The sequence below is a fragment of the Pseudomonas soli genome, assembly GCF_021283165.2.
GTDB lineage: Bacteria > Pseudomonadota > Gammaproteobacteria > Pseudomonadales > Pseudomonadaceae > Aquipseudomonas > Aquipseudomonas soli.
The window spans coordinates 1,137,498-1,150,796 of sequence record NZ_CP128543.1; the positions used below are offsets into that span (position 1 = coordinate 1,137,498).

At 62.7% G+C, this 13,299-nt stretch carries 11 protein-coding genes and 1 pseudogene; 8 read left to right on the forward strand and 4 right to left on the reverse strand.

Annotation, left to right across the window (positions count from 1 at the left end; translation table 11 throughout):
- Window positions 1–30: 30 nt before the first annotated feature.
- Both LU688_RS27880 and LU688_RS27885 read right to left on the reverse strand, forming a co-directional pair.
- Complete coding sequence (locus LU688_RS27880; protein ID WP_371041571.1) at window positions 31–795, reverse strand: methyl-accepting chemotaxis protein; 765 nt, start codon at window positions 793–795, stop codon at window positions 31–33.
- A 93-nt stretch (window positions 796–888) separates the two neighbouring features.
- Window positions 889–1,905 (reverse strand): annotated as a pseudogene (locus LU688_RS27885) (HAMP domain-containing protein); the annotation flags it as partial.
- A gap of 171 nt (window positions 1,906–2,076) precedes the next feature.
- On the opposite strand from LU688_RS27885, the gene LU688_RS05135 reads away from it, so the two are divergent.
- On the forward strand, window positions 2,077–3,552 hold the full coding sequence (locus tag LU688_RS05135; protein WP_232888267.1) for a helicase HerA-like domain-containing protein: 1,476 nt from the start codon (window positions 2,077–2,079) through the stop codon (window positions 3,550–3,552).
- 101 nt (window positions 3,553–3,653) lie between these two features.
- Here LU688_RS05135 and LU688_RS05140 read toward each other — a convergent pair whose 3' ends face one another.
- Window positions 3,654–5,126 (reverse strand): inorganic phosphate transporter, encoded by a 1,473-nt coding sequence (locus tag LU688_RS05140; RefSeq protein WP_023629967.1) that lies wholly within the window; start codon window positions 5,124–5,126, stop codon window positions 3,654–3,656.
- A gap of 76 nt (window positions 5,127–5,202) precedes the next feature.
- On the opposite strand from LU688_RS05140, the gene LU688_RS05145 reads away from it, so the two are divergent.
- Window positions 5,203–5,415 carry a hypothetical protein gene (locus tag LU688_RS05145; RefSeq protein ID WP_143067513.1) on the forward strand — a complete coding sequence of 71 codons (213 nt, stop codon included), beginning with the start codon at window positions 5,203–5,205 and terminating at the stop codon, window positions 5,413–5,415.
- A gap of 23 nt (window positions 5,416–5,438) precedes the next feature.
- Here the strand turns inward: LU688_RS05145 and LU688_RS05150 are convergent, their stop codons facing one another.
- On the reverse strand, window positions 5,439–5,639 hold the full coding sequence (locus tag LU688_RS05150; RefSeq protein ID WP_023629966.1) for a hypothetical protein: 201 nt from the start codon (window positions 5,637–5,639) through the stop codon (window positions 5,439–5,441).
- A 567-nt stretch (window positions 5,640–6,206) separates the two neighbouring features.
- Between LU688_RS05150 and pcaR the strand changes: the two genes are divergently transcribed.
- From pcaR to LU688_RS05180, 6 genes are all read left to right on the forward strand, one after another.
- Entirely contained in the window at window positions 6,207–7,076 is an 870-nt protein-coding gene (pcaR, locus tag LU688_RS05155) for a pca regulon transcriptional regulator PcaR (RefSeq protein ID WP_094010171.1), read from the forward strand.
- A 416-nt stretch (window positions 7,077–7,492) separates the two neighbouring features.
- Window positions 7,493–8,839, forward strand: coding sequence for a 4-hydroxybenzoate transporter PcaK (gene pcaK / locus LU688_RS05160; RefSeq protein WP_038705520.1), 1,347 nt, complete (start codon window positions 7,493–7,495; stop codon window positions 8,837–8,839).
- A gap of 182 nt (window positions 8,840–9,021) precedes the next feature.
- Entirely contained in the window at window positions 9,022–9,882 is an 861-nt protein-coding gene (locus LU688_RS05165; protein ID WP_094010170.1) for a CoA transferase subunit A, read from the forward strand.
- On the forward strand, window positions 9,879–10,658 hold the full coding sequence (locus LU688_RS05170; protein WP_023632036.1) for a CoA-transferase subunit beta: 780 nt from the start codon (window positions 9,879–9,881) through the stop codon (window positions 10,656–10,658). Before LU688_RS05165 ends, LU688_RS05170 begins: the two co-directional genes overlap by 4 nt.
- Window positions 10,655–11,860, forward strand: coding sequence for a 3-oxoadipyl-CoA thiolase (gene pcaF, locus LU688_RS05175; RefSeq protein WP_177182878.1), 1,206 nt, complete (start codon window positions 10,655–10,657; stop codon window positions 11,858–11,860). Before LU688_RS05170 ends, pcaF begins: the two co-directional genes overlap by 4 nt.
- A 148-nt stretch (window positions 11,861–12,008) precedes the next feature.
- Complete coding sequence (locus LU688_RS05180) at window positions 12,009–13,298, forward strand: MFS family transporter (protein WP_023632037.1); 1,290 nt, start codon at window positions 12,009–12,011, stop codon at window positions 13,296–13,298.
- Window position 13,299 lies beyond the last annotated feature (1 nt).

The following is a 13,299-nucleotide window of genomic DNA, read 5'->3' on the forward strand; positions in this document are numbered from 1 at the left end:
CTCCCACGCAGGGTGGGAGCGGGTGAAGGGTCAGATGCGGAAGCTGCCGACCAGATGTTTGAGGCGACCGGCCTGCTGCTCCAGGTCCGAACAGGCGCGCAGGGTGGCCTGCAGGTTCTCGACGCCTTCCTGATTGAGCATGTTGATCTCGTTGATGTCCATGTTGATCGAATCGACCACGGCAGTCTGTTCTTCGGTCGCGGTGGCCACCGACTGGTTCATGCCGTCGATCTCGCCGATGCGCTGGGTGACGCTGCCCAGGCGCTCACCGGCCTGATTGGCGATGTCCATGCTGTCCTGGCTGTGGCGCTGGCTCTGGCCCATGGTGTCGACCGACTCGCGGGCGCCGACCTGCAGCTCCTCGATCATGGTCTGCACCTGTTGCGCCGACTCCTGGGTGCGGTGCGCCAGGTTGCGTACCTCGTCGGCGACCACGGCGAAACCACGGCCGGCCTCGCCAGCGCGGGCAGCCTCGATGGCGGCGTTGAGGGCAAGCAGGTTGGTCTGCTGGGAAATGCTGGTGATCACCTCGAGGATCTGGCCGATGTTCACGGTCTTGTTGTTCAGCGTCTCGATATGCTCACTGGAGGTGACGATCAGGTCCGAGAGACGGTTCATCGCATCGATGTTGCGCTGCACCACCTGCTGACCTTCCTCTGCCAGCAGGCGAGCGGAACTGGCGTGCTGCGAGGCCTGGGCGGCATTGCCGGCGATCTCCTGGGCAGCGGCGCCGAGCTGGTTGATGGCGGCGGCGACGCTGTTGGTGCGGTTGGACTGCTCGTCGGAGTTGGCCATCGATGAGTTCGAGGCGCTGATGACCCGCAATGCCACTTCGTTGACCTGTTCGGTGGCCGATGACACCTCACGGATCGAGCCATGGATGCGTTCGACGAAGCGGTTGAAGGCGGTGCCGAGGATGCCGAACTCGTCGTGATTGTGGATTTCCAGGCGGCGGGTCAGGTCGCCTTCGCCTTCGGCGATGTTCGACATTGCACGGGTCATGGTGTGCAACGGCTGCATCAGTACGCGGATCAACAGGCCGAGCAGGGCGATGATGATCACTACCGCAACCACTGTGGCGATCACCGCCGAGGTGCGGAAGGTGCTGAGCATCGAGAAGGCCTTGTCCTTGTCCACCGACAGGCCGATGTACCAGTTGGCCGACGGCAAGCCTTTGACCGGGGTGAAGGTCAGCAGCCGGGTTTCGCCATTGAGCGTCACTTCGGTCAGCTCGCTGGATAGCCGCGGTGTGTTCTGTGGGAACAGGTCCGACAGCGACTTCATCACCAGGTTCTTGTCCGGGTGCACCAGGATCTTGCCTTGGTCATTGACCAAGAAGGCATAGCCCATGCCGCCGAAGTTCAGCGAGTTGATGATCTCCACCAGGCCGTCGAGGGCTAGGTCGCCACCGACCACACCCACCGAGCGCGAGGCGGTGCTGATGATCGAAATGACCATCTTGTTGGTGGCCATGTCGATGTAGGGTTCAGTGAGGATCGGGCCGCTGGCGTTCAGGCCGTCCTTGTACCAGGGCCGCACGCGCGGGTCGTAGCCGTCGGGCATCTTGGTGTCCGGGCGTACGGTGAATGTCCCGTCAGGCTGGCCCAGGTAGATGGTCAGGAAGCTCGAAGTGAGGGCGTTCTGGCCCAGCAGTGTGCCGGTGTTCTGTGGGAACTGTGCGAGGTTCTGGGCGACGTTGTCGACCAGTTTGATGCGTCCTTCGAACAGGTTGCGGATGTTGGTGGAGGTCGATTCACCCATCTCGGCCAGGTAGTTCTCCAGGTCTTCGCGAATGGCATTACGCTGGAGATAGTCGTTGTACAGGGTGAACAGGCTGAAGGCGAGTATCACGATCAGTGATGCCGCCAGAAGAATCTTGTGGCTGAAACGAAGGCTTTTGTTCATAACGTGATCGTGTCCGCTAAGGTTTTTATCGGGTCGTTCGCACAAAGCACGGCTGGAAAACAGTGCAACAATTCCCGTGGGTCCTTTTCGGGTTGTTACTGTCTTTCTGGTAAGAGTCACTCTGAACTATCGGCTGTAACGCGGCAGAACTTGAGTGGGGGATGAAAGAAGATGTCAGATTTCTTACGAATGGTTGTAGGTGCAAGCCCGGATGGTCAGCCCATATCCCAAGCCATGCGCCTGGCCAACCGGCATGGCCTGGTGGCCGGTGCCACGGGGACTGGCAAGACGGTTACCCTGCAACATCTCGCCGAGCTGTTCAGTGACGCCGGGGTGGCGGTTTTTGCCGCGGATGTGAAGGGCGACCTGTGTGGTCTCGGGGCGGCGGGTGCGCCGCAGGGAAAGGTGGCCGAGCGGATTGCCGGGATGCCCTGGCTGAAACACACGCCCCAAGGCTACCCGGTGACCCTGTGGGATGTCGCGGGCCAATCAGGGCATCCCCTGCGTACCACCTTGAGTGAAATGGGGCCGCTGCTGCTGGGCAATCTGCTGGAGCTTACCGACAGCCAGCAGGCGGCCTTGTATGCGGCGTTCAAGGTAGCCGACCGTGAGGGCTTGCTGTTGCTCGACCTGAAGGACCTCAAGGCCCTGCTCGCGCACCTCAAGGAAAACCCGCAATTGCTGGGGGAGGACGGCGCGTTGATGACCGGTGCTTCCACGCAGGCTCTCTTGCGCCGGCTGGCGACCCTGGAGCAACAAGGGGCCGAGGCATTGTTCGGCGAACCGGCGCTGCAGCTCGAAGACCTGCTGCGCCCCGAGGGCGACGGGCGCGGCCGCATCCACCTGCTCGATGCCAGCCGCTTGGTACATGATGCCCCTAAGGTCTATGCGACGTTCCTGCTGTGGCTGCTGGCAGAACTGTTCGAGCAACTACCGGAGCGCGGCGATGCCGACAAACCTGTGCTGGCGTTATTCTTCGATGAGGCGCACCTGCTGTTCAACGGCACGCCCAAAGCGTTGCAGGACCGCCTGGAGCAAGTGGTGCGGCTGATCCGCTCCAAGGGCGTGGGAGTGTATTTCGTCACTCAGTCGCCGGGGGATCTGCCGGATGCGGTATTGGCCCAGTTGGGCTTGCGCATCCAGCATGGCCTGCGCGCCTTCACCGCCAAGGAGCAGAAATCATTGCGTGCAGTGGCTGATGGGTTTCGGCCGAACCCGGCGTTCGACAGTTTGGCGGTGCTTACCGAGCTCGGTATCGGCGAAGCCCTGGTCGGCACCTTGGAAGAGAAGGGCACGCCAGCCATGGTTCAGCGGGTGTTGATCGCGCCGCCACAGTCGCGGATCGGACCCTTGAGCGTGGCTGAGCGCAGTGCGCTGATCGCGGCGTCGCCGTTGGCGGGGCATTATGACAAGCCGATCGACCGTGAGTCGGCTTATGAAATGCTCACGCAGCGCAAGGGCGCGCCGGTGGAGCCGGTTCCCCAGTCCAAGGCCGGGGAAGACAGCTTTGCCGACAAGGCCGGCGAGTTCCTGCAGAGCGCGGCGGGGCAGGCGATCAAATCGGCGGTGCGCCAAGCGGCCAATCAGTTGGGGCGCCAGTTGGTGCGGGGGTTGATGGGGTCGCTGCTGGGCGGGAAGAAACGTTAAGCCTTATTGGGCTAAACGCGGAGAAAATCGCATCGGCGCACCGCCGCTCCCACGAAAAAGGCGCCCTGTAAGGGGCGCCTTTTTCAGTACTGCATCAGCACTCAGCTAATGGCCTTGGTGGCCAGCCAGAACAGGCCGGCTGCCAGGCCCATCGACGCCGGCAGGGTGAGCACCCAGGCCAGCAGGATGGTTTTCACGGTGCCGCCTTGCAGGCCGCTCTTGTTGGCAACCATGGTACCGGCCACGCCGGACGACAGTACGTGGGTGGTGGACACCGGCAGGCTGAATACGTTGGCCATGCCGATGGCGCAGGCCGCGGTGATCTGGGCCGACATGCCCTGGGCATAGGTCATGCCCTGCTTGCCGATCTTCTCGCCAACGGTCAGCACCACGCGTTTCCAGCCGACCATGGTGCCCAGGCCCAGGGCCAGGGCGACGGCGACGATCACCCAGAACGGGGCGTATTCGGTGGTGGCGGTCAGGTCCTTGCGCAGTTTATCCAGGTCAGCCTTTTCACGAGGCTCCAGGCCAGGCAGCTTGCCGACCTTCTTCGCCGTGTCGTCCAGGCACAGCAGGTAGCGGCGCACTTCGACGCGCTTCTCGGCGCTCAGGGCGCGATAGTCGGTCACACCGGCGAGCGACGATTGCAGCGCGGCGATGGTGGGCTCGGTCTGCTGTGGATTGCAGCTGAACTGCTCCGGCAGGTCGCTTGCCTGCGCCTTGCCCAGCGCCAGGAACTCGCCAAGGGTGGCGGCGTTGCGCTGGTAGAACTGGCTCAGGTGCAAGGTGGCGTCACGGGTGCGCTCGATCTGGTAGGTGGTGCTGTTCAGGTCGAGGACGAACTTGGCCGGGACGATACCGATCAGTACCAGCATGATCAGGCCGATGCCTTTCTGGCCATCGTTGGAGCCGTGCACGAAGCTCACACCCATGGCCGAGATCACCAGCACCAGGCGGTTCCAGAACGGCGGGTGCTTCTTGTCGTCAAGCTTGCGGCGCTGGTCAGGGGTCTTGTGCATCTTCGACAGCGGGCGCCACCATTTCAGGCCAATCAGCACCAGGGCGGCGACAGCAAAGCCGGCCATTGGCGAGAGCACCAGGGACATGGCGATATCAATGGCCTTCTGCCAGTTGACGCCGTCACCCAGCGGAATGTCGCTGAGCAGGGCGTTGGCCAGGCCGACCCCGAGAATCGAGCCGATCAGGGTGTGCGAGCTGGACGCCGGAATGCCGAAGTACCAGGTGCCCAGGTTCCAGGTGATGGCGGCGGCCAGTAACGAGAAAACCATGGCCAGGCCGTGGCCGGTGTTCACATTGATCAGCAGTTCGACCGGCAGCAGGTGGACGATGGCATAGGCCACCCCGACACCACCGAGCAGAACGCCGAGGAAGTTGAACACGCCAGAGAAGAACACGGCGAGGTGCGGTGGCATGGCCTTGGTATAGATGACGGTGGCTACCGCGTTGGCGGTGTCATGAAAGCCATTGATGAACTCGAAGGCGAGCACGAAGGTCAGAGCGAGCGTCAGGCTCACGATAACCCAGGCATCCAGTCCGCTGAATAAATCGATCATGAAGGTTGTCTGGCGGTCTTAGGGGGGGCGGATTATGCCAGAAAACGATGGCAATCGATGCACCTGCGGCTGACCGATGGCAGGCAAATGCCAACATGGCACAAGCAGCCAGGTGCCGGGTAATCGCAAAAAAACGCCGTTAAAAATCGATAAAATTCAGAAAAATCAGCTATTTGAGGTGATTTTTACTGGGCTTGCGCAATTAAAACGACTGTATGAAATTTGTGTGATTCCATTTCATATCACAGGTTTTTGCTCATCCGGCTGGCTTCAGACCCTTCCTGGGTGATAGCGCATTGGCATCGATCGGCTTCAGTTGTCGTCGCTGCGCAGTTCCTTTTCGATCTTCTCGATTTCCTGGGCGAACGCCTGGTCGAGAACGCTGGCACGTTTACGCCAGGGCTTGCGTTCCGGATCGGGTTGCGCGGCATAGGTGGTGACTTCACCACCGTAAACATCCTTGTAACGTTCAGCCTGGCGCTCGAGTTCCGCGCGCAGTTCTTCTTTCGTCACAGTAATACCTGATTAGGTTGAAGTTGGGCGTCAGCCTTTAAATACACACGCAGAATGCGGATATGTCGGCAAGCCGAACAATTCATTGCAGCGAAATGGCAATGTATGAGTTGGCAAGCTGCGGTGCAGCACACGGCGAGCCACTGCAAAGGCAGGGACTGGCAGTCTAAAGGCAACGAAAGTGCGTCGATTGGATCCGTTAAACGGTGCTTGCAATCAACACCGGCAATTATAGCAATCGCCCGGTTGAAGGCTATCGTTCTTTACCTGCAACTGACAATAGACCTGAAGTTTGTTGTGCAGCCTATAAGCCCTTTGTCGTGCAGGCATTCAAAAGGTTCAAGTCGATGGCAAGCAAAGTTCGCCGGCCACTGTCAGAAATGAAAACGGCCTCGCTTAAGGGCGAGGCCGTTGCCTGGGACTTCTACGGTGGGTACCTGACCAGTCTCTCCAAAGAAGCCACATGTGGCAGGGGAAAGGTATAAGCAAAAGTGTCAGCGGTCAATTGCGATTATCGGCCGTTCGTTCGATAATCGCACGAGGTAGCGATTTTTTTGAGGCATGCCCATGAGTGAAGAAACCAGCGGCCAGTCAGCCCACGAGTCCGCACGCAGTAGCAGCCCCACCCTGGCCCCGCCGATCGTGGCATCGGCGGCCAAGCGTATCCAGGCGTTCACCGGCGACCCCGACTTCATGACCTCCCTAGCCCGTGGCCTGGCAGTGATCCAGGCCTTCCAGGAGCGCAAGCGCCACCTGACCATCGCCCAGATCAGCCACCGAACGGAGATCCCGCGGGCCGCGGTGCGGCGCTGCCTGCATACCCTGATGAAGCTGGGTTATGCGACCACTGACGGGCGTACCTATTCGCTGTTGCCCAAAGTGTTGACCCTTGGTCATGCCTACCTGTCATCCACGCCATTGGCGGTGTCGGCTCAGCCTTATCTGGATCGCATCAGCGACCAGCTCCACGAGGCGGCGAACATGGCCACGCTGGAGGGCGATGACATTCTCTATATCGCACGCTCCGCAACGGTCGAACGGCTGATCTCGGTCGACCTTTCAGTCGGCGGGCGATTGCCGGCCTACTGCACTTCGATGGGCCGTATCCTGCTGGCGGCATTGGATGATGCCAGCCTGCACGAATACCTGGAACGAGCCGACCTCAAGGCCCGAACCAGCCGTACCCTGCATGATCCGGAGTCGTTATTTGCCTGTATCCAGCAGGTGCGTGAGCAAGGTTGGTGCGTGGTGGACCAGGAGCTGGAACAAGGGTTGCGCTCGATTGCGGTGCCGATCTATGACGCATCCGGTCAAGTGCTGGCGGCGCTTAATGTCAGTACTCATGTCGGCCGCGTCAGCCGCGGGGAGCTGGAGCAGCGTTTCCTGCCGATCTTGCTGGCGGCAAGCAGGGATTTATGTCATCAGCTATTTGGCTGAGCCCGCCGGGGCGCATTGCGCCCCAACGCCGAAAAGCAGGCGCCCGTAGCGACCCGGCTCAGCTGGCTTTCCAGTGATGCGGCCATTGCAAGCAACACCGTACTTTGCTCGTGCGCAGGAGCGTTGAACACATCACGCCGTTTCCTGTTCGATAAACGCACAGTGTCGCTCTCGGCGAATTGCGCCGCCCACGCCTGCTGATTAATGTCTGTCGCACCTGTCGGCTGCGCCGACCGGATAATAACAACAGGCCCGAGGGCATCCCCATGACCACTGTCCCTTCGCTGTCGCGGTCGCACCCGCGCACGGTGCTGCTGCACTCCGGCTGAGCCTCGGCCGTCGTATCCGCTGTTCCCTGTTCCAGTGCAACCGCCCTGCGCGGTAGCCTGCCTGTGCCCAACTCCCGGATAAAAATAATGAACAAGCCACAATCCGCTGTCGGCAACTGCCTCGACGTCCAGTCCTTCATCAACGCCCAGCCGCTGTCCCGTTATCAGTGGCGGGTGGTGATCCTGTGCTTCCTGATCGTCTTTCTCGATGGGCTGGACACTGCCGCCATGGGCTTCATCGCCCCGGCGCTGTCCCACGAGTGGGGCATCGACCGGGCCAGTCTCGGCCCGGTGATGAGCGCCGCACTGATCGGCATGGTGTTCGGCGCCCTCGGCTCCGGCCCGCTGGCCGACCGCTTCGGGCGCAAGGGCGTGCTGGTAGGAGCGGTGCTGGTGTTCGGTGGCTTCAGTCTGGCCTCTGCCTACGCGAGCAATGTCGACCAATTGCTGGTGTTGCGCTTTCTGACCGGTCTGGGCCTGGGGGCTGGCATGCCCAACGCCACCACCTTGTTGTCGGAATACACCCCGGAGCGCCTCAAGTCGTTGCTGGTGACCAGCATGTTCTGTGGTTTCAACCTGGGTATGGCCGGCGGTGGTTTCATCTCGGCCAAGCTGATCCCGGCCTACGGCTGGCACAGCCTGCTGGTGATCGGTGGCGTGCTGCCGCTGCTGCTGGCCGTGGTGCTGTTGGCCTGGTTGCCGGAGTCGGCGCGCTTTCTGGTGGTGCGCAATCGCGGCGCCGACAAGGTGCGCAAGACCCTGGCGCCGATCAATCCTGAACAGGTAGCCCAGGCATCGAGCTTCCGCGTGCCGGAACAGAAGGCGGTGGCGGCGCGCAACGTGTTTGCGGTGATCTTCTCGGGTACCTATGGCTTGGGCACCGTATTGCTGTGGCTGACCTATTTCATGGGCCTGGTGATCGTCTACCTGCTGACCAGCTGGCTGCCGACCCTGATGCGCGACAGCGGCGCAAGCATGGAGCAGGCCGCTTTCATCGGCGCATTGTTCCAGTTTGGCGGGGTGCTGAGCGCGGTGGCAGTGGGTTGGGCCATGGACCGTTTCAACCCGCACAAGGTGATCGGCATCTTCTATTTGCTCGCAGGTGTGTTCGCCTACGCCGTTGGACAGAGCCTGGGCAACATCACCTTGCTGGCGACCCTGGTGCTGGTTGCCGGCATGTGCGTGAACGGCGCGCAATCGGCCATGCCCTCGCTGGCGGCGCGCTTCTATCCGACCCAAGGCCGTGCCACAGGCGTTTCCTGGATGCTCGGGATCGGTCGCTTCGGCGCGATTCTCGGCGCCTGGAGCGGGGCTACGCTGCTGGGGTTGGGGTGGAATTTCGAGCAGGTGCTGACGGCACTGCTGGTGCCAGCGGCATTGGCCGCGGTGGCTGTCGTGGTGAAAGGGTTGGTCAGCCACGCGGATGCGACCTGAGGTCTGGGAGGCTCGCTCCTGCAGGATCGTATAAATAGCAGGGTAACAAATTGTTCGATAATCGCACAAAAGTGCGATTATCGGATTGAGATACCCCCCTCAGTCTCCTTAATCTGGGCCCATCGCAGCGATGCATCGGTCCGCTGCTCACTGACCCGACTCGACCTGACCAGGAGTCTCCAATGGCAGCAATCCTCTCGCTTCACGAGGCCGTGAAGCAGTTCATCCAGGATGGCGACAGTGTCGCCCTCGAAGGTTTCACCCATCTGATCCCGACCGCCGCCGGCCACGAGATCATTCGCCAGGGCAAGCGCGACTTGACCCTGGTGCGCATGACCCCGGACCTGATCTACGACCAACTGATTGGCGCCGGCTGCGCGCGCAAATTGATCTTCTCCTGGGGCGGCAACCCCGGCGTCGGTTCGCTGCACCGCCTGCGCGACGCGGTGGAAAAACAGTGGCCCCACGCCATCGAGATCGAGGAGCACAGCCACGCCGACTTGGCCAACGCCTATGTCGCCGGCGCCTCCGGCCTGCCGTTCGCGGTGCTGCGCGCCTACGCCGGCTCCGACCTGCCGAAGGTCAACCCGCTGATCAAGTCTGTCACTTGCCCGTTCACCGGCGAAGTGCTCGCCGCCGTGCCGTCGGTGCGCCCGGACGTCACCGTGATCCATGCGCAGAAGGCCGACCGCAAGGGCAACGTGCTGCTGTGGGGCATTCTCGGCGTGCAGAAGGAAGCGGCGCTTGCAGCCAAGCGCTGCATTGTCACCGTCGAGGAGATCGTCGATGACCTGCAGGCACCGATGAATGCCTGTGTGCTGCCGACCTGGGCCCTCAGCGCGGTGTGCCTGGTGCCCGGCGGCGCCCACCCGTCCTACGCCCACGGCTACTACGAGCGCGACAACCGCTTCTACCAGGCCTGGGATCCGATTGCCCGTAACCGTGAGTCGTTCACTGCCTGGATCGACACCTATATCCGTGGCACCGCCGATTTCACCGAATTCCAGGCCAGGCTGGCCAGCACCGCGGAGGCCGCGCAATGAGCTACTCCACTTCCGAAATGATGACCGTCGCCGCCGCCCGTCGCCTGCGCAACGGCGCCGTCTGCTTCGTCGGCATCGGCCTACCGTCGAAGGCCGCCAACCTTGCGCGCCTGACCTCATCGCCCGACGTGGTGCTGATCTACGAGTCCGGCCCGATCGGTGCCAAGCCCAGCGTGCTACCGCTGTCCATCGGAGACGGCGAGCTGGCCGAGACCGCCGACACCGTGGTGCCGACCGGCGAGATCTTCCGCTACTGGCTGCAAGGCGGGCGCATCGACGTCGGCTTTCTCGGCGCCGCCCAGGTCGACCGCTTCGGCAACATCAACACCACCGTGGTCGGTGACTACCACGCACCGAAGACCCGTCTGCCGGGTGCAGGCGGCGCACCGGAGATCGCCGGCTCCGCCAAGCAGGTGCTGATCATCCTCAAGCAGTCGCCGCGGGCCTTCGTCGACAAGCTCGACTTCATCACCTCGGTCGGCCATGGCGAAGGCGGCGATTCGCGCCAGCGCCTTGGCCTGCCGGGAGAGGGGCCGGTCGGCATCATTACCGACCTGTGCATCATGGAGCCGGAGGCAGATACCCACGAGTTCGTGGTCACCTCGATCCACCCAGGCGTGACCCGCGAGCAGATCATCAAAGCCACTGGCTGGGCGATCCGCTTTGCCGAAGGCGTGCAGCAAACCGCGGCACCCAGCGAGGTAGAGCTGTCCGCTTTGCGCGATCTCGAAGCGCGTACCGCCGCCGCCCATGGCCAGACGGCAGGAGAAGCCTGATGCGTGACGTCTTCATCTGCGACGCTGTTCGTACCCCTATCGGCCGTTTCGGCGGGGCCCTGGCCGGCGTGCGCGCCGACGACCTGGCGGCAGTGCCGCTCAAGGCATTGATCGAGCGTAACCCGGGTGTGCAATGGGACCGGCTCGACGAAGTGTTCTTCGGCTGTGCCAACCAGGCTGGCGAGGACAACCGTAACGTGGCGCGCATGGCGCTGTTGCTGGCCGGCTTGCCACACAGTGTCCCGGGCGTGACCCTCAACCGCCTGTGCGCGTCGGGCATGGACGCCGTCGGCAGCGCCTTCCGGGCCATCGCCAGCGGCGAAATGGAGCTGGCGATTGCCGGTGGCGTCGAGTCGATGTCCCGCGCGCCGTTCGTGATGGGCAAGGCCGAGAGCGGCTACTCGCGCAACATGAAGCTCGAGGACACCACCATCGGCTGGCGTTTCGTCAATCCGTTGATGAATGCCCAGTTCGGTGTGGACTCGATGCCCGAGACCGCCGACAACGTCGCCGATGATTACCAGGTATCGCGTGCCGACCAGGATGCCTTCGCCCTGCGCAGCCAGCAGAAGGCTGCCGCCGCGCAGGCCGCCGGCTTTTTCGCCGAGGAAATCGTGCCGGTGCGTATCCAGCACCGCAAGGGTGAGACGGTGGTCGAGCACGACGAACATCTGCGCCCGCAGACCACGCTGGAGGCACTGGCCAAGCTCAAACCAGTCAACGGCCCGGACAAGAGCGTTACCGCTGGCAACGCCTCGGGTGTCAACGACGGTGCCGCCGCGCTGATTCTGGCGTCGGCCGAGGCGGTGAAGACGCACGGCCTGACCCCACGTGCCCGGGTGCTGGGCATGGCCAGCGCCGGTGTGGCGCCACGGGTGATGGGCATCGGCCCGGTCCCCGCGGTGCGCAAGCTGACCGAGCGCCTTGGCATTGCCGTGGCCGACTTCGATGTCATCGAGCTCAATGAAGCCTTTGCCAGCCAGGGCCTGGCGGTGTTGCGCGAGCTGGGTGTGGCGGACGACGCTCCACAGGTGAACCCCAACGGTGGCGCCATCGCCCTGGGGCATCCGCTGGGCATGAGCGGGGCACGTCTGGTGCTGACGGCATTGCATCAGCTGGAGAAGAGCGGCGGGCGCAAGGGGTTGGCGACCATGTGTGTGGGCGTTGGGCAGGGGTTGGCGTTGGCTATTGAAAGGGTCTGATCCTTTGGAACCCGGCGCTCCCACGAAAATGCCTGTGCCAGGCTACGTGGGAGCGGGCTTGTCCCGCCATGACGCACGGGCAAGGCGGAACGAGTGTGTAACCAGGTATGTCTAGAATTACCTGTGACCCTCCAGGAGCAAACGCACCATGACCTCAACCTATTACACCGGCGAAGAACGCAGCAAGCGTATCTTCGCCATCGTCGGCGCCTCGTCGGGCAACCTGGTGGAATGGTTCGACTTCTATGTCTACGCCTTCTGCGCCATCTACTTCGCCCCGGCCTTCTTCCCCTCCGACGACCCCACGGTGCAGTTGCTCAACACCGCCGGCGTGTTCGCCGCAGGCTTCCTGATGCGCCCTATCGGCGGCTGGATCTTCGGCCGCCTGGCCGACCGTCACGGGCGCAAGAACTCGCTGATGATCTCGGTGCTGATGATGTGCGGCGGCTCGCTGATCATCGCCTGCCTGCCCACCTACGCCAGCATCGGCACCTGGGCGCCAGCGCTGCTGCTCCTGGCGCGGTTGATCCAGGGGCTGTCGGTGGGCGGTGAGTACGGCACCACCGCCACCTACATGAGCGAAGTGGCGCTGCGTGGCCAACGCGGTTTCTTTGCCTCGTTCCAGTACGTCACCCTGATTGGCGGCCAGTTGCTGGCGGTGCTGGTGGTGGTGATCCTGCAGCAACTGCTCACCGAGGACGAACTGCGCGCCTATGGCTGGCGCATCCCGTTCGTGGTCGGTGCCATTGCCGCGTTGATCTCGCTGATGCTGCGCCGTTCGCTGAAGGAGACCAGCAGCGCCGAGACCCGCCAGGACAAGGATGCCGGCAGCATCAGCGGGCTGTTCCGCAATCACGCTGCCGCGTTTATCACGGTGCTGGGCTATACCGCCGGTGGTTCGCTGATCTTCTATACCTTCACCACCTACATGCAGAAGTACCTGGTCAACACCGCCGGCATGAACGCCAAGAGCGCCAGTTTCGTCATGACCGGCGCGCTGTTCCTGTTCATGATCCTGCAGCCGCTGTTCGGCATGCTCTCCGACCGCATCGGTCGGCGTAATTCGATGCTGCTGTTCGGCGCCCTGGGGACGCTATTCACCGTCCCCTTGCTGATGGCGCTGAAGACCGTGACCAGCCCGTTCATGGCCTTCGTGCTGGTGACCCTGGCCTTGTGCATCGTCAGCTTCTACACCTCCATCAGCGGCCTGGTGAAGGCCGAGATGTTCCCGCCACAGGTTCGCGCATTGGGCGTGGGGCTGGCCTACGCCGTGGCCAACGCGGTGTTCGGCGGCTCGGCCGAATACGTGGCACTGGGCTTGAAAACCTTGGGGATGGAGAACACCTTCTACTGGTACGTGACCGCCATGATGGCGGTGGCTTTCCTGTTCAGCCTGCGCCTGCCGAAGCAGGCGGCGTACCTGCACCATGATCACTAAG

Coding starts and splice junctions, on each gene's coding strand:
- LU688_RS27880 (WP_371041571.1), bottom strand. CDS start 795: ATGGCCAACTCCGACGAGCAGTCCAACCGCACCAACAGCGTCGCCGCC.
- LU688_RS05135 (WP_232888267.1), top strand. CDS start 2,077: ATGTCAGATTTCTTACGAATGGTTGTAGGTGCAAGCCCGGATGGTCAG.
- LU688_RS05140 (WP_023629967.1), bottom strand. CDS start 5,126: ATGATCGATTTATTCAGCGGACTGGATGCCTGGGTTATCGTGAGCCTG.
- LU688_RS05145 (WP_143067513.1), top strand. CDS start 5,203: ATGGCAGGCAAATGCCAACATGGCACAAGCAGCCAGGTGCCGGGTAAT.
- pcaR (WP_094010171.1), top strand. CDS start 6,207: ATGAGTGAAGAAACCAGCGGCCAGTCAGCCCACGAGTCCGCACGCAGT.
- pcaK (WP_038705520.1), top strand. CDS start 7,493: ATGAACAAGCCACAATCCGCTGTCGGCAACTGCCTCGACGTCCAGTCC.
- LU688_RS05165 (WP_094010170.1), top strand. CDS start 9,022: ATGGCAGCAATCCTCTCGCTTCACGAGGCCGTGAAGCAGTTCATCCAG.
- LU688_RS05170 (WP_023632036.1), top strand. CDS start 9,879: ATGAGCTACTCCACTTCCGAAATGATGACCGTCGCCGCCGCCCGTCGC.
- LU688_RS05180 (WP_023632037.1), top strand. CDS start 12,009: ATGACCTCAACCTATTACACCGGCGAAGAACGCAGCAAGCGTATCTTC.